We start from the raw sequence: 19,314 nt of genomic DNA, 5'->3' as shown, positions 1-19,314 counted from the left end.
TTCGAGCTGCCGCGCGATTGCGAGAACTGTGAACGTGTCCCGACCGTACCCTTTTAAATGACCTTACAGGTACCTCATTGCCGACAGCGCACGTAGGAAAGGGCGCACAAGGCGCCCTTTGTCCATGGAGGCTGTGTGCAGGTCAGCCCGTGTTGCGCAGCCCCGCCGCCACCCCGTTGATCGAGATGTGGATGCCGCGCTGCAGCCGCTCGCCGCCGTCGCCCGCGCGATAGCGCCGCATCAGCTCGACCTGCAGGTGGTGCAGCGGGTCGATGTACGGGAAGCGGTGGCGCACCGAGCGCTGCATCTCGGCATTGCCCTCGAGCCGCTGCTTGGCGCCCGTGATGAGCGTGAGCGCGTCCGAGGTGCGTTGCCATTCGGCCTCGATCATCGAGAACACCTTCTGGCGCAGCTTGCGGTCGGTGACCAGCTCGGCATAGCGCGAGGCCAGCGCGAGGTCGCTCTTGGCCAGCACCATGTCCATGTTCGACAGCAGCGTGCGAAAGAACGGCCACTGCGCGTACATGCGCTGCAGCAGCGCCTGGCGCTCCTTCTTGCCCGCGGCGGTGCCGGCGGCGGCCAGGAACTGCTCCACGCCCGAGCCGAAGCCGAACCAGCCCGGCAGCGTGAGGCGGCACTGGCCCCAGCTGAAGCTCCAGGGCACGGCGCGCAGGTCGTCGATCTTGTGGCTCGGGTTGCGCGAGGCGGGGCGCGAGCCGATGTTGAGTTCGGCGATCTCGCGGATCGGCGTGGAGCCGAAGAAGTAGTCGCCGAAGCCCGGGGTCTCGTACACCAGCTTGCGGTACGCGGCCATGCTGGCAGTCGAAAGTTCGCCCGCGGCCGAGAGGAAGTTCGCCGGCGCCGACTTGCCCTGCGGCAGCAGCGTGGCTTCGAGCGTGGCGGCCACCAGCGTCTCGAGGTTGCGTCGGCCGATCTCGCGGTTGGCGTACTTCGAGCCGATGACTTCGCCCTGCTCGGTGAGGCGGATCTGGCCGCGCACCGTGCCGGGCGGCTGCGCCAGGATGGCCTGGTAGCTCGGGCCGCCGCCGCGTCCCACCGTGCCGCCGCGGCCGTGGAACATGCGCAGGCGGATCGGGTTCTTTTTCTTCTTGTTCAGCTCGTCGAACAGCGACACCAGCGCGATGCCCGCGCGGTACAGCTCCCAGTTGCTGGTGAAGATGCCGCCGTCCTTGTTGCTGTCGGAGTAGCCCAGCATCACGTCCTGCTCGGCGCCCGAGCGCTCGATGAGCGCCTGGATGTTCGGCAGCGCGTAGAAGGCACGCACGATGGGCGCGGCGTTGCGCAGGTCTTCGATGGTCTCGAACAGCGGCACCACGATCAGGTCGCAGGTCGCGTTGCTGTCCATCGCGCCGCGCAGCAGGCCCACTTCCTTCTGCAGCAGCAGCGCCTCGAGCAGGTCGCTCACCGTTTCGGTGTGGCTGATGATGTAGTGGCGGATGGCCGCCGCGCCGTAGCGCGCACGCGCCGTGCGCGCGGCCGCGAAGATGGCCAGCTCGCTTCGGGCGAGCGGCGAGTAGTCGGCGTCGGGCACGCGCAGCGGACGCGCGTCGTCGAGCAGCTTCAGCAGCAGCGTCTGCTTGGCCTCTTCGGCCAGCGACGCATACGAGGGCTCGATGCGCGCGGTGGCCAGCAGCTCGGCGATCACGGCCTCGTGCTTGTCGGAGCTTTGGCGCAGGTCGACGGTGGCCAGGTGGAAGCCGAACACTTCCACCGCGCGGATCAGCGGGCGCAGGCGCGGCGCGGCGAGCACGGTGCCGTGCTTCTCGACCAACGACTCTTCGATGGTGCGCAGCTCGGCCAGGAATTCTTCGGCATTGGCGTACGGGTTCTGCGGCGCGACCGCATGGCGCGCGGCCTCGCCGCCGCTGAGTTCGCGCAGCGTGGCCGCCAGGCGCGCGTACACGCCGGTGAGGGCGCGGCGGTAGGGCTCGTCCTTGCGGTGCTCATTGGTGTCGGGCGAGCGCTCGGCCAGTGCCTGCATCTCGACCGACACATCGACCAGCGTGGCCGACAGCGACAGCTCGCCGCCCAGGTAGTGCACCTCGGTGAGGTAGTGGCGCAGCGCGAGCTCCGACTGGCGGCTCAGTGCGTACTCGAGCGTTTCGGCCGTGACGTTGGGGTTGCCGTCGCGGTCGCCACCGATCCACTGGCCCATGCGCAGGAAGGGCGCGACCGAGGGCGTCTGCCCGCCTTGCACCAGCGCCTTCTCGAGGTCGGCGTACACGCGCGGAATTTCGCGCAGGAAGGTGGCTTCGTAGTAGCTCAGCGCGTTCTCGATCTCGTCGGCCACGGTGAGCTTGGAGAAGCGCAGGATGCGCGTCTGCCAGATCTGCGTGACGCGGATGCGCACCTGGGTTTCGTTGTCGGCCAGCTCGATGGGGGAGAGCGCGTCTTTTCCGCCCGCATAGGCGTTCTGGCGCAGCTTGATCTCGTCGCGCGTGGTCAGCAGCAGGGCGATGGCGCGCTCGGCGTCGAGGATGCTCTTGCGCTGCACTTCGGTCGGGTGCGCCGTGAGCACGGGCGATACGTAGCTGTGGGCCAGCGAGGCGACGATCTCGTCGGGCTTGATGCCGGCCTTGCGGATGCGGGCCAGGGCGGTCTGCAGGTCGCCGTCGGCCTGCACGCCTTCGCGCTCGGCCTCGGTGCGGCGGCGGATCTGGTGGCGGTCTTCGGCCAGGTTGGCCAGGTGGCTGAAGTAGGTGAAGGCGCGGATCACGCGCACCGTTTCGGCGGCGCTCAGGCCCTTGAGCAGGTTCTTCAGCGCGCGGTCGGCGGCATGGTCGGCGTCGCGCCGGAACGACACCGACAGGGTGCGGATCTTCTCGACCAGCGCGTAGGTTTCGTCACCCTCCTGCTCCCGGATCACGTCGCCGAGGATTCGGCCCAACAGCCGGATGTCGTCGATCAATGGCTGGTCTTCGGTCTGGCGGCGCTTGGCGGGAGATGCAGGAGTCTTGCTGGCTTTCATTCGATGTTGTTCCTGGGGACTTGAATGGACGCGCCGCCTCCGTTGCTGCGGCGCAACATGCTAGCATTCCAGAGGTCAGAAACCATGTACTTTTTTGGGAGCGATCTTGAGCAACATCGTGATCGCCACGCGCGAAAGCCGGCTGGCCCTGTGGCAGGCCGAACACGTGCAAACGCTTTTGCAAGAACGAGGCCACAGCGTCAGCCTGCTGGGCATGACGACCCGTGGTGACCAGATCCTGGACCGCACGCTGAGCAAGGTCGGCGGCAAGGGCCTCTTCGTCAAGGAACTCGAAGCCGCGCTCGAAGACGGGCGCGCCGACATCGCCGTGCATTCGCTCAAGGATGTGCCGATGGAGCTGCCCGAGGGCTTCACGCTGGCCTGCGTGCTGGAGCGCGAAGACCCGCGCGACGCGCTGGTGTCGCCGCGCTACGCCTCGCTCGACGAGTTGCCGCAGGGCGCGGTGGTCGGCACCTCCAGCCTGCGCCGCGTGGTGCTGCTGCGCGCGCAGCGGCCCGACCTGCGCATCGAACCGCTGCGCGGCAACCTCGACACCCGCCTGCGCAAGCTCGACGAAGGTCACTACGACGCCATCGTGCTGGCGGCGGCCGGGCTCAAGCGGCTGGGCCTCGAAGACCGCATCCGCGTCGCCTTCGACCCCGACACCATGCTGCCCGCTGCCGGGCAGGGCGCCCTCGGCATCGAGGTGCGCGCCGACCGCCAGGACCTCATCGACCTGCTGGCGCCGCTCGCCCACAAGGGCGACTGGCTCTCGACCACCGCCGAGCGCGCCGTGAGCCGCGCGATGGGCGGCAGCTGTTCCATGCCGCTCGCGGCCCATGCGCGCCGCCAGCCCGACGGCACGCTGCGCATCGACGCCGCCTGGGGCGACCCGGAAGGCGATGCGCCGCTGGTGCGTGTGCACGCGCTGGCCGAGGCCGGCGACTTCGCGGGGGCCGATGCCCTCGGCCAGCACGCCGCCGGGCTGCTGCGCGACGCCGGTGCCCACTGATCACGGTGGGCGCCGAGCGATGCGCGCGGGGCCTGTCATCGTCACGCGGCCGGCGCACGAAGCGGCGGCGTGGGTTCGTGATTTCCAGTCGGCCGGTCTCGAGGCCGTGGCGCTGCCGCTGATCGCCATTGCGCCCGCACTCGATGTGGCACCGCTGCGTGCCGCGTGGGCGCGGCTCGCGGACTACGCGGCGCTGATGTTCGTGAGCGCCACCGCCGTCGACCACTTCTTCCAGCACCGGGGCAGCTCGACCCTCGCCGGTTGCCGCTTCTGGGCCACCGGCCCCGGCACCGAGCGCGCACTGTTGCGTGCCGGCGTGCCGCCCGCCGCCATCGACGCGCCGCCACCCGGCGCCACGCGCTTCGACTCCGAAGCGCTGTGGGCGCTGGCCCACGGGCAGGTGTCGCCGGGCGTGCGCGTGCTCATCGTGCGCGGTGGCGACGAGGCCGGCCAGCCGGCCGGGCGCCAATGGCTGGCCCGAGATCGACGCCGCCGGCGGCGTGCGCGACACCGTCGTGGCCTACCGGCGCCTCGCGCCCGCACTCGACGAGGCGCAGCGCCGCATCGCGACCGAAGCCGCCGCCGGACACGGCATCTGGCTCTTCAGCAGCTCGGAAGCCATCGGCAACCTGCAGCGCGCACTGCCGGGCACCTCCTGGCGGGCCGCGCGCGCCATCGCCACCCATGCACGCATCGGCGAAGCCGCGCAGGCCGCGGGTTTCGGGGCGTTGCGTGTCTGCACACCCCTGCGGGAAGCGCTGATCGCGTCGATAGAATCCTTCGCATGAGCGCCGCGTCCCCGTCCGACGACCTTTCTCCCCCTTCCGCCGCCCCGGTGCAGGTGCCCGCCACGGTGGCGCCGCACCAGACGCCCGCCGCCCAGGCGGCCGCGGCCACCCTGTTGGCACGCATTGGCATGGGCCTCGTGGCCCTCGTGGCGCTGATCGCGCTGCTGTCGACCATCGCGCTGTGGCAGAAGGTCGGCGGCATGAAGGAACAGCTCGCGCGCCAGAGCGCCGAGGCCACCGCCCAGTCGATGGAAGCGCGCACGCTGGCCCGCCAGGCCAGCGACACGGTGCGCGACGCCGCTGCCCGCGTGGCCCTCATCGAGACCCGCGTGGCCGAAGTCGCGCTGCAGCGCTCGCAGCTCGAAGAACTCATTCAAAGCCTCTCGCGTTCGCGCGACGAGAACCTGGTGATCGACATCGAATCCGCCGTGCGCCTCGCGCTGCAGCAGGCGCAGGTCACGGGCAGCCTCGAGCCGCTGCTCGCCGCGCTCAAGGCCGGCGACCTGCGCATCGCACGCGCCGCGCAACCGCGGCTGGCGCCCGTGCAGCGCGCCATGCAGCGCGATGCCGACCGCCTGCGCAGCAGCGCCAGCACCGACAGCGCCGAAGCGCTGCAGAAGCTCGACGAACTGGTGCGCAGCGTGGACGACCTGCCCACGCTCAACGCGGTGGCCGTTCGCGGCAACGGCGTCAACGCCTGGCGTCCCGAACCCATTCCGGCCGATGCGCCCTGGTGGCAGCGCGTGCTGCTGACGATCCGCGGCGAGGCTCGCTCGCTGGTGCGCGTGGGCCGCATCGAGAGCCCCGAGGCGGTGCTGCTGGCGCCCGAGCAGTCGTACTTCCTGCGCGAGAACCTCAAGCTCAAGCTGCTCAACGCGCGGCTGTCGCTGTTGTCGCGCCAGATGGACGCCGCGCGCGGCGAACTGGGCCAGGTCACCACATCGCTCAACCGCTATTTCGATCCGGCCTCGCGCCGCACGCAGGCCGCGGCCACGCAGCTGCAGCAACTGCAGCAGCTCGTGCGCAGCACGGAGCCGGTGCGCATCGACGACACGCTGGCCGCGCTGACCACCGCGGCCGCAGGGCGCTGATCCGTTCATGCGCGCTGCAATCTGGCTCCTCGCGCTGTTCGCCGTCGCTGCGGCGGTGGCGCTGTTCGCCGGCAACAACCAAGGCACGATCACCGTGTTCTGGCCGCCGTGGCGGGTCGATCTCTCGCTGAACCTCGTGCTCGTGATCCTGCTGCTGACCTTCGTGCTGCTGCACGTCGCGTTGCGCGCGCTCGCGGCGCTGTTCTCGCTGCCCACGCAGGCGCGCCACTGGCGGCTGCAGCAGAAGGAACGCATGCTGCACTCCGCCTTGCTCGATGCGATGGTGCAGCTGATCGCCGGCCGCTTCTCGCGCGCCCGCAAGGCCGCGCAGGCTGCGCTCACGCAGGAAAAGACACTGGCCGCGCTCGGCGCCGAGCTGCCGCAGGCGCAGCAGGTGCGCGTGCTGTCGCACCTGCTGGCCGCCGAAAGCGCACAGGCCCTGCAGGACAAGGCCGCGCGCGACGCCCACCTGCAGCAGGCCCTCAACGAAAGCGCCGACCGCACCGTGCTCGCGAGCCCCGAAACCCGCGAAGGCGTGCAGTTGCGCGCCGCGCGCTGGGCGCTCGACGACCGCGACCCCACGGCCGCGCTCGCACGGCTCGAAGAACTGCCGCAGGGCGCGCAACGCCGCACGCTGGCGCTGCGGCTGCGGCTCAAGGCCGCGCGGCAGGACCGTCGCACGGTCGAGGCACTCGACACCGCGCGCCTGCTGGCCAAGCACCGCGCCTTCTCCGACGCGGCGGCGCAAAGCATCGTGCGCGGCCTCGCGACCGAACTGCTGACCGGCGCGCACGATCCGGCGCAGCTGCTGCGTGCGTGGTCCGAACTCGATTCCGCCGAACGCCAGATGCCCGAAGTGGCCATCCACGCGGCCCAGCGCATGGTCGCGCTGCGCGGTGACCTGGCGCTGGCACGCGGCTGGCTGCTGCCGGCCTGGGAGCGCATGGTGGCGAACCCGCGCGGCCTCGGTGACGGGCTGCGCGTGAAGCTCACGCGCGCACTCGAAGCGGGGCTCGATTCGGTGGACGCCGACTGGCTCGCACGCATCGAAAGCGCGCAGCGCAACAACCCGCGCGACGCCAACCTGCAGTACCTCGCCGGCATAGCCTGCATGAAGCGCCAGCTCTGGGGCAAGGCCCAGCAGCTGCTCACGCAGGCCGGGCTCGGTTTGCAGGACCCCGACCTCTACCGGCGCGCCTGGCTCGCGCTGGCCCAGCTGGCCGAAGCGCGCGAAGACCACGCGCAGGCCGCCGACGCGTGGAAGCGCGCGGCGCAGGTCGACAACACGCCCTGAGCGTTGTCCCGGTCCGCCGGCTTCAGGAGCACGCGGATTCCTTTGCGGTCGCCAGGCCCGTTGTTCGCACCGACGGCTTGCCGTTGCCGAAGATCAGCAGGCTGAAGCCGGCCAGCACCCACACCCCGATCCCGCCGTAGAGCATCACCCAGCCGAAGCTGTGCACCAGCGCCGCATGCACGGCGGCGCCCGACGGATCGGCCTGCGCCAGCGCCGGGAACTGCTCGGGCAGTGAGGCGAAGCTGCCCGCCGCGACCTTCTCGGCCAGCGCGCGCAGCTGCACCGCATCGAGCGACGCGGACAAGGCCTGCTTCAGGTGTGCATGAATGCCTTCGAGCAGCAGGAACCCCATCAGCGCAATGTTCACGGCCAGCGTGATCAGCCGCGCGCTCATGTCCATGCCCGAGGCCATGCCCGCGCGCGCACTCGACACCGAACCGGTGGTGGTGTTGGTCACGGGCGTGTTCGTCAGCCCCAGCCCGATGCCGGCCAGCAGGCAGCCGGGCAGCAGCGTGAGCCAGCTCGCATGCGCCACGCCGCTGCCCCAGCGCATCGCGATGAAGCCCAGCCCGATCACGAACAGCCCCGCCGGAATGACCACGCCGGGCCGGTAGCGCATCGACAGTCGCTCGGCCAGCGGCGGCAGCACGAGCGTGGGCAACGTGTAGGCCAGCAGCGCCGAGCCGGCCGTGACGGCGTCGTAGCCCAGGCCGCTCTGGAAGTAGATCGGCAGGTAGATCATGAATGGCCAGAAGCTGAAGTTCATGCCGATGGAGCCGACGATCGAGCCCGAGAAATTGCGGATGCGGAAGACCGAGAAATCGAACATCGGGTGCGGGTTGATCTTCTCGACCCACACGAAGACCGCGAAGCAGGCCAGCGTCGCCACGAGGATGCTGATGGCCACGGGGCTCGCGAACCCAAGGCCCGGCCCCTGCGTGATGAAGTACGTGAGGCCGAACACCGCGAGCGACAGCGTGACGATGCCCGGCAGGTCGAGCCGCTTCGCATCGGGGTCGCTGGACTCTTCCACGCTGCCCAACACCAGCGCCAGCGCCACCACGGCCAGCGGCACATGGACCAGGAACACCCATTGCCAGCTCGACAGCGCAACGATCGCGCCGCCGACGATCGGCCCGAAGCCCAGCCCCATGCCGAACACCACGCCCCAGATGGCGAAGGCCTTGCTGCGTTCCTTGCCTTCCTGGAACTGGTGCGAGAGCACCGCGAGCTGGCAGATCAGCATCGCGCCACCGGCCAGGCCCTGCAGGAAGCGGCTGACGATCAGCACCGGCGCATTGCCCGCGACGCCGCAGGCCAGCGAGGTGGCGCCGAACAGCACCACGCCGACGATCAGCACGCGCTTGCGGCCGTAGCGGTCGGCCAGCGTGCCGGCGGCCATCAGCACCGTGGTGCAGGCGATGGTGTAGGCGTTCATGATCCACTGCATGTCGCTGAAGTCGCCATGCAGTGATTTTTCGAGCGTGGGAAGAATGACCGGCACGCTGGAGATTTCCAGGCCGAACATCAGGGCAATCAGGCAGACCGCGGACAGGGCGATCCGGTTCTTGCCGGCAGGGGAGAGGGACATCGGACGGTTTCCAAAAAGGCAGAGCGGCCGATTCTGGTGAAACCCTCTTCATGATGGAAATGATTTGATTTCCTAGAATTCATTAGGAAACATCATTGATCAAAACTCGCCATGGACTTCGACCCCACGCTGTTGCGCGCCTTCGTGGCCGTCAAGGAAACCGGCGGCTTCACGCGCGCCGCCGAGCGCCTGCACCTGACCCAGTCGGCCATCAGCCACCAGATCCGCAAGCTCGAGGAGCAGGTGGGCCGGCCGCTGCTGCACCGAACGACGCGCCGCCTCACGGTGACCGAGGACGGTGAAGACTTCCTGCGCTACGCAACGCAGATCCTGGACACGCTCGACGCGATGACGCGGCGCTTCCAGCCCTCGCCGATCTCGGGCGTGGTGCGTTTCGGCGTGCCGGACAACTTCATGGGCGACCGCCTGCCGCCGCTGCTCTCGCAGTTCGCGCGCGGGTTCCCGGCGGTGCGCATGGAGGTCTGCGTGAGCATGCACACCGACTTGCGCGCGGCCATCCGCGCCGGCGAGCTCGACCTCGCGGTCGTGATGTCGCCGCCCGACGTGGTGGAGGGCACCTGCCTGCGGCGCACGCAGCTGGTGTGGGCCGCGGCCGAGGCCTTCGAGGCGCCGAAGGGCGCATCGCTGCCGCTGGCCTTCTTTCCGAAGCCGTGCGTCAACCGGCAGGTGGCCGGGTCGGCGCTCGACCTCGCGCCGCTCGACTGGCACGTGGTCTTCACCTCGGCCAGCCCGCAGGGCATTCGCGCGGCGGTGCTGGCGGGGCTGGCGGTGACGGTGCTCACACGCGAGGAGGTGGAGCCGGGCATGAAGATCGTCGACGGCCGCTACGGCCTGCCGCCGCTGCCGAGCGTGAACTTCTCGCTGATCTGGAGCGAGAACGGCAAGACGCCGTGCGCCTGCCGCTTCGGGCAACTGATCCTGGAGATGCCGGACCTGCCCGGCGTCGAGGCACTGCCACCGCAGGCCTGAACTCCGAAGCAAAAAAAACGGCGCCACGAAGGCGCCGTTTTCATTTGCGAGGAGGCAGGGCTCAGAGCGAGCGCTGCTGTTCCTGCGGCTGCTGTTGCTGCTGTTCGAACGGCAGCGACATCGAACCGAGGTCGCGGCGGGTTTCGACCAGCACCAGCGGACCTTCGTCGAGCACGATCACCGGCGGGCGTTCGCGCGGCACGTGCACCGGCTTCGGCTCGGCGGCGATCGCGGCGCGCGCCTGCGCGATGCGTTCGGCATCCGAGTTGACCCACTGCAGGCCCGAGCTTTCGGCGATCTGCGCGAGCTCGTTCAGCGGCAGTTCGAAGGCCTGCACCTTGGGCAGTGCACGGCCGTTGCCGGCGGGCGCTGCTGCCGCTGCGGGCTTGGCCGCGGCTTCGACCACGATGGGCGCTGCGACGGGTGCCGGTGCCGGTGCGGCGGGGCGCTCGAAGCGCGGCTGCTCCTGCACCTGCGGCGCGGGTTCGCGCACTTCGACCGCGGTGGCGACCACGGCCACTGCGGCGGCTTCCGCCACCAGCGGCAGTTGCTGTTGCGGCTGGCGCTCGGCCTGGCCTTCGGCAGCCACGGCGCCTTCGGCGACCGGTGCGGCGTCTGCGCCATTGGCTTCGTTGCCACCGTTGCCGGCGTCGTCACGCGGACCGCGTTCGCGGCGGTCACGGCCGTAACGGTCGCGCGAACGGCCGCGGCGCTCTTCGCCTTCGCGGCGCGGGGCTTGCTGCTCGTTGCCTTCGTTGTTGCCTTGCTCGGCATCGCCGGCGGCAGCCGATTCGGCCACGCGTGCGTCGCCTTCGTTGGCGGCAGGCGCGTCGTTGCGGCGCTCGCGGCGGCCGTCGTTGCGCTCACCGCGCGGGCCGCGCGACTCGTCGCCGCGGCCGTTGCGGGGCTGGCGCTCGCCGTCGCCGGCGGTGGCTTCATCGCGCGGCTGTTGCTGCTGCGCGTCGCCGTTGCGCTCACCGCGCTCGTTGCGTTCGCCGCCACGTTCACCACGCTCGCCGCGCTCGCCGCGTTCACGGCGCTCGCCGCGGGCGCGCGGTGCGCGTTCCGCTGCGGCATTGCCGTTCTCGTCGGCGCCCGGTGCCGGCTGTTGTTGCTGCGCGTCGAGGTTCAGGTTGCCGTCGAGCAGGGCTTCGGCCGGCGCGTTGCGGCCTTCGCCACCTTCGCGGCGCTCGCCGCGACCGCCACGGCGTTGTTCGCCGTCGCGCGGGGCGCGTGCTTCACGGGGCTCGCGTTGCTCGCGTGCCGGGTTGGTGCTGTCGTTGCGTTGCTCGGTGTTGCGAGCTTCGCCGCGGCGTTCGCCGCCGCGTCCGCCACGGCGGTCGCCGTCGCGTCCACCCGAACGGCCGCCGCCTTCGCCACGGCCTTCGCCGCCGCGTCCGCCGCGGCGCTGTTCGCCGTCGGCGCCGCGCGCACCGCGCGTTTCGCCGTCACGGCCCGGACGACCGCCTTCGCGGCGGGGCTTCGGTGCTTCGACTGGAATGGCGCTGGGGGCCGGTGCCGGTGCGGGCGCCGGCGAGGCGCCGCCGAAGAAGCTCTTGATCCAGGCCATGAAGCCGGTCTGTGCCGGGGCCGGAGCGACCACCGCGGGCGGGGCCACCGGCGCGGGCGCGGGCGCAGCGCGCACCGCTTCGGGCTTGGGCGGCACCACGGGCGCGGGTGCGTCGGGCAGCACGCCCTTGATGACCGGCGTCTGCTTGTTGGTGGGTTCTTGCGAACGGCGCGTGACCGAGGTCGGGTCCTCGATCTCGTCGGCCATCTTGTAGCTGGCTTCGATGTGATCGAGGCGCGGGTCGTCGTGCTTCAGGCGCTCGAGCTTGTAGTTCGGCGTTTCGAGCGTCTTGTTGGGCACCATCAGCACGGTGACGCGCTGCTTGAGCTCGATCTTGGCGATCTCGGGGCGCTTTTCGTTCAGCAGGAACGAGGCGACTTCCACGGGCACCTGCACATGCACGGCGGCCGTGTTGTCCTTCATGGACTCTTCCTGAATGATGCGCAGGATCTGCAGCGCGCTCGATTCGGTGTCGCGGATGTGGCCCGAGCCGCCGCAACGGGGGCAGGGGATCGACGAACCTTCGCTCAGCGCCGGCTTCAGGCGCTGGCGGCTCATTTCCATCAGGCCGAACTTGCTGATCGAACCGAACTGCACCCGTGCGCGGTCTTGCCGGAGCGCGTCGCGCAGGCGGCTTTCGACTTCGCGGCGGTTCTTCGACTCGTCCATGTCGATGAAGTCGATGACGATCAGGCCGCCCAGGTCGCGCAGGCGCATCTGGCGGGCCACTTCGTCGGCGGCTTCGAGGTTGGTGCGGGTGGCGGTTTCTTCGATGTCGCCGCCCTTGATGGCGCGGGCCGAGTTCACGTCGACCGAGACCAGCGCTTCGGTGTGGTCGATCACGATGGCGCCGCCCGAAGGCAGCTGCACGGTGCGGGCGTAGGCCGACTCGATCTGGTGCTCGATCTGGAAGCGGCTGAACAGGGCCGCGTCGTCGCGGTAACGCTTCACACGGGCGGCATGCTCGGGCATGACGTGCGCCATGAACTGCTGCGCCTGGTCGTAAATGTCGTCGGTGTCGATCAGGATGTCGCCGATGTCGTGATTGAAGTAATCACGGATGGCGCGGATGACGAGCGACGATTCCTGGTAGATCAGGAAGGCGCCCTTGCCGCCCTTGGCCGCGCCGTCGATGGCGGTCCACAGCTTGAGCAGATAGTTCAGGTCCCACTGGAGTTCGGGCGCCGAGCGGCCGATGCCGGCGGTGCGCGCGATGATGCTCATGCCCTTCGGGTACTCGAGCTGGTCCATCGCCTCCTTGAGTTCGGCGCGGTCGTCGCCCTCGATGCGGCGCGACACGCCACCGCCACGGGGGTTGTTGGGCATCAGCACGACATAGCGGCCGGCCAGCGAGATGAAGGTGGTGAGGGCCGCGCCCTTGTTGCCGCGTTCTTCCTTTTCGACCTGGACGGTGAGTTCCTGGCCTTCACGGATCACGTCCTGGATGCGGGCCTGGCTGGCCGACACGCCTTCGGCGAAGTACTGCTTGGAGATTTCCTTGAACGGCAGGAAGCCGTGGCGGTCTTCGCCGTAGTCGACGAAACAGGCTTCGAGCGAAGGCTCGACGCGGGTCACGACCGCCTTGTAGATGTTGCCCTTGCGCTGTTCGCGCCCTTCGATTTCGATTTCGTAGTCGAGCAGTTTCTGCCCGTCGACGATGGCCAGGCGGCGTTCTTCGGCCTGCGTGGCATTGATCAGCATCCGCTTCATGATGCGTTGTCCTTATATGTATCGTTCTACCGGCTCATGACGAGCCAACGATGCACGGACGACGCCCGCGAAACCAGGGAATTGCCGCTTGGCCCCGGATGCTGTGACTGCCGCGCCAGGCGCGAACAGGCCTCTCGAGCGTCAGCTCAAGAAGACAGCCGGGGTGGGGGCGCGTGGATGGGCGCGAGCCAGATTCGGTGTTGGGTGGCTGCCTTTTTGACAGCCGGTTGCGCAAGGGTGGCGCGCACTGCGGGCGATTCAATGCCTGAGGCGACTGGTCGAAACCAAGTCGACCAGCGCAGGCATATTTGAATCAGCAGCATCAACACAACAAGGGACTCGCTTCGATCCGCCTGCAGCTTGGAAGCTGCAGGCTGGGTATTCCGTATCGGTGTTTCGTGGGTGTCGGCTTGACTTGGGTGCCTGGCCTGCCACTTTGCGCGATTGCGCGGGGTTTGCGGGCTGGACGCCAAAGCGGCATCGACCTCACAGCATGGTCGTCAGTGCTCTAAACTTCTGTCTAATCAAGCACTTACACGACCGCGCTGGTGAAAAACATTATAGGTGCGAAGAAAAGCCCCGCGGGGGCTCCAAATCCCGCAGATCGACCCGCGGGCGCCGACACCGGCACGCCGCACGCCGCCATCCACTTCCTGACCGTCGACGCCGAATCCGCTGGGCAGCGGCTCGACAACTTCCTGTTTCGCCATCTGAAAGGCGTGCCGAAGACGCACGTCTACCGGATCATCCGGTCGGGCGAGGTGCGCATCAACAAGGGCCGTGCCCAGGCCGAAACCCGTATCGAGGACGGCGACCTGGTCCGGATTCCGCCGGTCCGCATATCGCCGCGCGCCGAAGAGGGTGCCACGCCGCCCGCGCCGGCGCGCGAGTTTCCCGTGTTGCTCGAAGACGAGGCCGTGCTGGCCATCGACAAGCCGGCCGGCGTGGCGGTGCACGGCGGCAGCGGCGTGAGCTTCGGCGTGATCGAGCAATTGCGCACGGCGCGCCCGGGCGCCAAGTTCCTGGAACTGGTGCACCGGCTCGACCGCGAAACCTCCGGCATCCTGCTGGTCGCCAAGAAGCGCAGCGCACTGGTGGCATTGCAGGACCAGTTTCGCGAGCGTGAAACCGGCAAGACCTACCTGGCGTTGGTCGAAGGCGACTGGCCCGCCAACAAGAAGGTGCTCGACGCGCCGCTCGCCAAGTACCTGCTGCCCGACGGCTCGGGGGCCGGCGCGGGCGAACGCCGCGTGCGCGTCGTCGCCAAGGACCACCCCGACGCCATGCGGGCCGTCACGCTGGTGCGCGTGCTGGCCCGCCTCAGCCTGCCGGGCGACGCCGCGCCGCTGTCCTTGCTGGCGGTGACCATCAAGACCGGGCGCACCCACCAGATCCGCGTGCACCTGGCCTCGGCCGGGCATCCGATTGCCGGCGACGACAAATATGGCGAGTCCGATCGGCAGCGTGCCTTGCGCAAACTCGGCCTCAAGCGCATGTTCCTGCATGCGTGGCGGCTGCAATTCAACCACCCGGCCAGCGGCGAGCGCATTGCGCTGCAGGCCGGGCTGCCGCCCGAGCTGCATGCGCTGATGTCGCGTGCGGCGCTCGAGGCGATGGCGCAACACCCCACTCCCACGGCCCATGACTGATTCTTCCGCCAGCCCTGCACGTTCCCCTCGCTTCGACCTGATCGCCTTCGACTGGGACGGCACGCTCTACGACTCCACCCGCCTGATCGTGCGCTGCATCCAGGCGGCCGTGGTCGATGTCGGCGGCGCCAAGCCCAGCGAGGACGATGCCGCCTGGGTGATCGGCCTGGGCCTGGCCGAGGCGCTCGCGCGCGCGGCGCCCGACGTGCCCAAGGAAAAATACCCCGAGCTCGGCGCCCGCTACCGCTACCACTTCCTGCAGCACCAGGACGACCTCGTGCTGTTCGACGGCGTGCTGCCCATGCTCGATGCGCTGCGCGCGCGCGGCCACAAGCTGGCCGTGGCCACGGGCAAGTCGCGCCGCGGCCTCAACGAGGCCCTGAAGACGGTGGCGCTGCGCGACCGCTTCGACGCCTCGCGCACCGCCGACGAAACCTTCGGCAAGCCGCATCCGCGCATGCTGCTCGAACTCATGGAAGAGCTCGACGTGCCGGCCGAGCGCACGCTGATGATCGGCGACACCACGCACGACCTGCAGCTGGCGCAGAACGCCGGCTGCGCCAGCGTGGGCGTGGGCTTCGGCGCGCATGCGTCGTCCACCTTCGACGAATTCAAGCCGCTGTACGTGGCGCAGTCGATCGCCGAGCTGCAGGCCTGGCTGCTCGACAACGCCTGAGGACGGCGGCATGAGCAACCAGCGCATTCCGCTGTGCAACGCCTCGGACCTGGTCGAAGGCGGCAACGCCGTGCCCTTCGACGTGGTCCACGGCGGCGAAACCTGTCGCGCCTTCGCAGTGCGTTTCGAGGGCCTGCCGCATGCGTACCTCAACCGCTGCAGCCATGTGGCGATGGAGATGGACTTCCAGCCCGACCGCTTCTTCGACGACAGCGGCCAGTGGCTGCTGTGCGCCACCCACGGCGCCGTCTACAAGCCCGACACCGGCGAATGCGCGGGCGGGCCGTGCCGCGGCGGGCTCGTGAAGATCGCGCTGAGCGAAGAAGACGGCGTGGTGCACTGGCATACTGACTGGAACCTCCAACCTCTTTCCTTCTGACATGACCGATCCGAACCGCAGGGAACCCCAGGGTTTCGAACCGCTGGAGCCGGCCGTCCCCCTCACGACATCCCAAGACAGCCCCCGCACCATGGCCCAAGACCCCACGCAGCGCCCCGGGTGGGAGCGCGCCACGCTCGAGAAACTCGCGTTCGCCTCCCTGAATGAGCAGAAGGCCACGCGCCGCTGGAAGACCTTCGTGCGCCTGGGCTGGCTGGCCTTCTTCGTGTTCCTGGCCTGGTTCGCGTTCTCGCGCAGCACGCCCAGCACCGCCAAGACCACGGCCCACACGGCCGTCGTCGAGATCAAGGGCGAGATCGCCAACGGCGGCGACGCCAGCGCCGAGTTCGTGATCGCCGCCATGAAGACGGCCTTCGAGGACGAGGGCGCCAAGGGCGTGGTGTTGCTGATCAACTCGCCCGGCGGCAGCCCGGTGCAGGCCGGCATCATCAACGACGAGATCAAGCGCCTGAAGGCCAAGCACAAGAAGCCGGTCTACGCGGTGGTCGAAGAAACCTGCGCCTCGGCGGCGTACTACATCGCCGCCGCGGCCGACAAGATCTTCGTCGACAAGGCCAGCATCGTCGGCAGCATCGGCGTGCTGATGGACGGCTTCGGCTTCACCGGCGTGATGGAGAAGGTCGGCGTCGAGCGCCGCCTGCTGACGGCCGGTGAAAACAAGGGCTTCCTCGATCCGTTCAGCCCGATGAACGACGCGCAGCGCGCGCATGCCCAGGCGATGCTCAACCAGATCCACACGCAATTCATCAACGTGGTGAAGGCCGGCCGCGGCGACCGCCTCAAGCTCGACACCCCGGGCCTGTTCAGCGGCCTGTTCTGGAGCGGCGAGCAGGCCGTCGAGTTCGGCCTGGCCGACCAGCTGGGCAATGTCGACTTCGTGGCACGCGAGGTGATCAAGGCCGAGGAAGTCATCGACTACACGCGCCGCGACAACGTGGCCGAAGCTGGCCAAGAAGTTCGGCGCCGCCATGGGCGCGGCCTCGGTGAGTGCGCTGAGGACTTCGCCGGCGCTGCGCTGAGCGCGGCTTTTGTCAGGTGGCGCTGCTGTCGCCGCTGCCGGTGAACCGGGCCGAGGCCGCCAGCGCGGCGGCAAAGGCGACCACCACATAGAGCGCCGCGGTCAGCGAGCTGACCCGCGCCAGCAGGCCGATCACCGCGGGCCCTGCCATGAACCCCAAGTAAGCGATGGCCGACACGGCGGCAATGCCGTTGGCAGGCGCCACGCCCGGCACGCGGGCCGAAGCCCCGAACAGGATCGGTACCACGTTCGCAAAACCGACGCCGACCCCCGCGAAGCCGAGCAGCGCGAGCCAGGGCAGGTCGGTTAGCAATACCAGCGTCATGGCCGCTGCCGCAGCAGGCCGCTGCCACGCAGCAATGCGGTGGGTGAGAAGCGGGCGCGCATCGCATCGCCACCGAAACGCGCAGCCGCCATCGCGGCGGAAAAGCTCGCATAGGCCAGGGCGGCCTGCTGCTGCGGGCTGCCCAGTTCCTGCTGCATGTAGAGCACGCTCCAGTCGTAGATGGCGCCCTCGGCGATCAACCCCAGCGCGGCCAGCACGCCGAGCACTGCGAGCACGCCGCGCGGCAGGCGGAAGCCGTGGTCCGCTGCGGTCGCACCGTCAGCGGGGGCGGTCGGCGTGGGCAGCATGCGCGTCGACGCGATTGCGACGACCCCGATCATTACCACGGCCACCGTCCACAAGTGCGTCTGGGGCGCCATGCCGGCGGCCAGCGCCGCGCTGCCGCTCGCGGCGCCGACCATGCCGCCGAGGCTGAACATGCCGTGCATGCCGCTCATCAATGGTTGGCCGCCGCGCAGTTCGAGCTGCGCGGCTTCGGTGTTGATCGCCACGTCGAACACGCTGGTGACCAGGCCGAACACCGCCAGTAGGCCCAGCAGCGCGGCATAGCCGGGCATCGCGATCAGGCCGGCGATCAGCAGGGCGTAGACGCAGCCGCACAGCGCGGCCATGCGGCGCGGGCCGTGGCGGCCGATCCAGCGCCCGGCGCTGGTCAGGCCGACCATCGCGCCGGCCCCGGCCGCGAGCATGGCGAGCCCGAGTTGCGCCTCGTCGATGGCGTAGTGCGCCTTGACCGTCGGCACGTGCACGCCCCAGGTCGCGAAGATGAAACCGGATGCGAAGAACTGGGCGCGCGACGCCCAGCGCGTACCGGCCGTGACGCCCGGCCCCACCCTCAGCGCCCGATCGCGAACACGGCGGGCAGGCGCTCGTCGGTCGTGGCCTGCGGCGGCGGCGCGCCAGGCTTTCACCGTCTCGCTGCGCACCTGCGCGGTGGCGAGCGTCAGGCCGCGCGCGACGGCGAGCCGGGTGTTGTGCTGCAGCGTCTGCACCAGCGCCTGCAGCAGGGCGGCGTTGCGGTACGGCGTTTCGATGAAGAGCTGCGTCTGGCCGGTCTTGAGTGCGAGCGCCTCGAGTTCGCGGATGCGCGCCTGGCGCTCGCCGCCGTCCTGCGGCAGGTAGCCGACGAAGGCGAAGTTCTGTCCGTTCAGGCCGCTTGCTGCGAGGGCCAGCAGCAAAGACACCGGCCCGGTGAGCGGCACGACGGTGATGCCCAGGTCGTGCGCGGCGCGCGCCACCGACGAGCCGGGGTCGGCCACGGCGGGCATGCCGGCTTCGCTCAGCAGGCCGACGTCGTGGCCTTCGAGTGCGGCGGCCAGCAGCGGGCGGGCGTCGAACTGGCCGGCGTGGTCGCCTTTCTTGTGCACCTCGCGCGGCAGTTCCTGGATGTTCTGCGCCTGCAGCGGCGCGGCCAGCGGCACGACGGTGTCGATGCGCTTCAGGTAGGCGCGGGCCGACTTGGCGTTCTCGCAGATCCAGTGCGTGATGCCGGCGGCGGCCTGCAGCGTGCCCAGCGGCAGGGCGTCCTGCAGCGGGGCCTGGAGGTCGCAGCCGAAATCGAGCGGCGCGGGGACGAGGTAGAGCTTGCCTGGGGTGGTCACAGCAGGTCGACCCCCGCGGCGCGCAGCATCCGGCAGGTGCGGATCAGGGGCAGGCCGACCAGCGCGGTGGGGTCGTCGCTGTCGATGGCGTCGAGCAGCGCGATGCCGAAGCCCTCGCTCTTGGCGCTGCCGGCGCAGTCGTAGGGCTGTTCCGCTAATAGATAGCGCTCGATGGCGGCGTCCGAGAGGTCGCGGAACACCACGCGCACGGGGGCGATGTCGCGCTGGACGAAGCCCGTCGCATGGCAGACGACGGCCACGGCGGTCTGGAAGATCAGCGTCTGGCCGCGCATGCGGCGCAGCTGGGCGGTGGCCCGTGCGTGGTCGCCGGGCTTGCCGAGTGATGCGCCCGCCAGGTCGGCAACCTGGTCGGAGCCGATCACCACTGCGTCGGGAAAGCGCGCGGCCACGGCGTTGGCCTTTTCCAGTGCCAGCCGCTCGGCCAGCGCGCGGGGCGTTTCGCCGTCGAGCGGGGTTTCGTCGACTTCGGGGGCGTGCACCTCGAATGGCAGATGGAGGCGGGTGAGCAGTTCGCGCCGGTAGCGCGAGGTCGAGGCGAGGATCACGGTGCGTTGCATGGAGCGATTGT

13 protein-coding genes and 3 pseudogenes are annotated in these 19,314 nt (G+C 69.7%); 9 read left to right on the top strand and 7 right to left on the bottom strand.

The features are described from left to right. Positions 1–142: 142 nt before the first annotated feature. Positions 143–2,989, bottom strand: coding sequence for a phosphoenolpyruvate carboxylase (ppc, locus tag FFI97_RS17965; RefSeq protein WP_070062227.1), 2,847 nt, complete (start codon positions 2,987–2,989; stop codon positions 143–145). A gap of 106 nt (positions 2,990–3,095) precedes the next feature. Here ppc and hemC point away from each other — a divergent pair, with 106 nt between their 5' ends. The 4 genes and pseudogenes from hemC (at position 3,096) to FFI97_RS17945 (ending at position 7,174) form a co-directional block, all read left to right on the top strand. Beyond that, entirely contained in the window at positions 3,096–4,001 is a 906-nt protein-coding gene (hemC, locus tag FFI97_RS17960; RefSeq protein ID WP_260685042.1) for a hydroxymethylbilane synthase, read from the top strand. Between the two features lie 19 nt (positions 4,002–4,020). After that, positions 4,021–4,789: pseudogene (locus FFI97_RS17955) on the top strand (uroporphyrinogen-III synthase). Further along, a complete protein-coding gene (locus FFI97_RS17950) occupies positions 4,786–5,880 on the top strand; it encodes a uroporphyrinogen-III C-methyltransferase (protein WP_062482753.1) in 1,095 nt (364 codons plus the stop codon). Before FFI97_RS17955 ends, FFI97_RS17950 begins: the two are co-directional and overlap by 4 nt. A 7-nt stretch (positions 5,881–5,887) precedes the next feature. Further along, positions 5,888–7,174 carry a heme biosynthesis protein HemY gene (locus FFI97_RS17945; protein WP_139702415.1) on the top strand — a complete coding sequence of 429 codons (1,287 nt, stop codon included), beginning with the start codon at positions 5,888–5,890 and terminating at the stop codon, positions 7,172–7,174. 22 nt (positions 7,175–7,196) lie between these two features. Here the strand turns inward: FFI97_RS17945 and FFI97_RS17940 are convergent, their stop codons facing one another. After that, positions 7,197–8,765 carry an MFS transporter gene (locus tag FFI97_RS17940; protein WP_139702416.1) on the bottom strand — a complete coding sequence of 523 codons (1,569 nt, stop codon included), beginning with the start codon at positions 8,763–8,765 and terminating at the stop codon, positions 7,197–7,199. A gap of 111 nt (positions 8,766–8,876) precedes the next feature. Here FFI97_RS17940 and FFI97_RS17935 point away from each other — a divergent pair, with 111 nt between their 5' ends. Then, entirely contained in the window at positions 8,877–9,755 is an 879-nt protein-coding gene (locus tag FFI97_RS17935) for a LysR family transcriptional regulator (protein ID WP_139702417.1), read from the top strand. A gap of 61 nt (positions 9,756–9,816) precedes the next feature. Here FFI97_RS17935 and FFI97_RS17930 read toward each other — a convergent pair whose 3' ends face one another. Continuing rightward, positions 9,817–13,035, bottom strand: coding sequence for an Rne/Rng family ribonuclease (locus FFI97_RS17930; protein WP_139702418.1), 3,219 nt, complete (start codon positions 13,033–13,035; stop codon positions 9,817–9,819). 548 nt (positions 13,036–13,583) lie between these two features. On the opposite strand from FFI97_RS17930, the gene FFI97_RS17925 reads away from it, so the two are divergent. The 4 genes and pseudogenes from FFI97_RS17925 to FFI97_RS17910 all read left to right on the top strand — a co-directional run bounded on the left by FFI97_RS17925 (position 13,584) and on the right by FFI97_RS17910 (position 16,779). Beyond that, positions 13,584–14,684 (top strand): RluA family pseudouridine synthase, encoded by a 1,101-nt coding sequence (locus FFI97_RS17925; protein ID WP_139702419.1) that lies wholly within the window; start codon positions 13,584–13,586, stop codon positions 14,682–14,684. Beyond that, complete coding sequence (locus tag FFI97_RS17920) at positions 14,677–15,360, top strand: HAD family hydrolase (protein WP_095949578.1); 684 nt, start codon at positions 14,677–14,679, stop codon at positions 15,358–15,360. The genes FFI97_RS17925 and FFI97_RS17920 overlap by 8 nt, the downstream gene beginning before the upstream one ends. 10 nt (positions 15,361–15,370) lie before the next feature. Beyond that, positions 15,371–15,739, top strand: coding sequence for a Rieske (2Fe-2S) protein (locus FFI97_RS17915; RefSeq protein WP_056572116.1), 369 nt, complete (start codon positions 15,371–15,373; stop codon positions 15,737–15,739). Between the two features lies 1 nt (position 15,740). Then, a pseudogene (locus tag FFI97_RS17910) lies at positions 15,741–16,779 on the top strand (S49 family peptidase). 12 nt (positions 16,780–16,791) lie between these two features. Here FFI97_RS17910 and FFI97_RS33970 read toward each other — a convergent pair. The 4 genes and pseudogenes from FFI97_RS33970 to FFI97_RS17895 all read right to left on the bottom strand — a co-directional run bounded on the left by FFI97_RS33970 (position 16,792) and on the right by FFI97_RS17895 (position 19,303). Continuing rightward, positions 16,792–17,103: a hypothetical protein gene (locus FFI97_RS33970; protein WP_260685041.1), complete on the bottom strand. Its 312-nt coding sequence runs from the start codon at positions 17,101–17,103 to the stop codon at positions 16,792–16,794. Further along, positions 17,100–17,867 carry an MFS transporter gene (locus FFI97_RS17905; protein WP_260685145.1) on the bottom strand — a complete coding sequence of 256 codons (768 nt, stop codon included), beginning with the start codon at positions 17,865–17,867 and terminating at the stop codon, positions 17,100–17,102. The genes FFI97_RS33970 and FFI97_RS17905 overlap by 4 nt, the downstream gene beginning before the upstream one ends. 92 nt (positions 17,868–17,959) lie before the next feature. Next, positions 17,960–18,725 (bottom strand): annotated as a pseudogene (locus FFI97_RS17900) (SAM-dependent methyltransferase). Beyond that, the gene (locus tag FFI97_RS17895) at positions 18,722–19,303 is read right to left on the bottom strand and encodes a Maf family protein (RefSeq protein WP_139702422.1); all 582 of its coding nucleotides are present in this window, start codon (positions 19,301–19,303) and stop codon (positions 18,722–18,724) included. The pseudogene FFI97_RS17900 and the gene FFI97_RS17895 overlap by 4 nt, the downstream one beginning before the upstream one ends. Positions 19,304–19,314: the final 11 nt, after the last annotated feature.

It is taken from the genome of Variovorax sp. KBS0712, assembly GCF_006323185.2.
Taxonomy (GTDB): Bacteria; Pseudomonadota; Gammaproteobacteria; order Burkholderiales; family Burkholderiaceae_C; genus Variovorax; species Variovorax boronicumulans.
This window is presented reverse-complemented; position numbering and strand designations above follow the sequence as displayed.

Bases quoted from the DNA above. Each gene is read 5' to 3' on its own strand.
- ppc (WP_070062227.1), bottom strand. From the start codon at position 2,989: ATGAAAGCCAGCAAGACTCCTGCATCTCCCGCCAAGCGCCGCCAGACC.
- FFI97_RS17950 (WP_062482753.1), top strand. From the start codon at position 4,786: ATGAGCGCCGCGTCCCCGTCCGACGACCTTTCTCCCCCTTCCGCCGCC.
- FFI97_RS17945 (WP_139702415.1), top strand. From the start codon at position 5,888: ATGCGCGCTGCAATCTGGCTCCTCGCGCTGTTCGCCGTCGCTGCGGCG.
- FFI97_RS17940 (WP_139702416.1), bottom strand. From the start codon at position 8,765: ATGTCCCTCTCCCCTGCCGGCAAGAACCGGATCGCCCTGTCCGCGGTC.
- FFI97_RS17935 (WP_139702417.1), top strand. From the start codon at position 8,877: ATGGACTTCGACCCCACGCTGTTGCGCGCCTTCGTGGCCGTCAAGGAA.
- FFI97_RS17930 (WP_139702418.1), bottom strand. From the start codon at position 13,035: ATGAAGCGGATGCTGATCAATGCCACGCAGGCCGAAGAACGCCGCCTG.
- FFI97_RS17920 (WP_095949578.1), top strand. From the start codon at position 14,677: ATGACTGATTCTTCCGCCAGCCCTGCACGTTCCCCTCGCTTCGACCTG.
- FFI97_RS17915 (WP_056572116.1), top strand. From the start codon at position 15,371: ATGAGCAACCAGCGCATTCCGCTGTGCAACGCCTCGGACCTGGTCGAA.
- FFI97_RS33970 (WP_260685041.1), bottom strand. From the start codon at position 17,103: ATGACGCTGGTATTGCTAACCGACCTGCCCTGGCTCGCGCTGCTCGGC.
- FFI97_RS17895 (WP_139702422.1), bottom strand. From the start codon at position 19,303: ATGCAACGCACCGTGATCCTCGCCTCGACCTCGCGCTACCGGCGCGAA.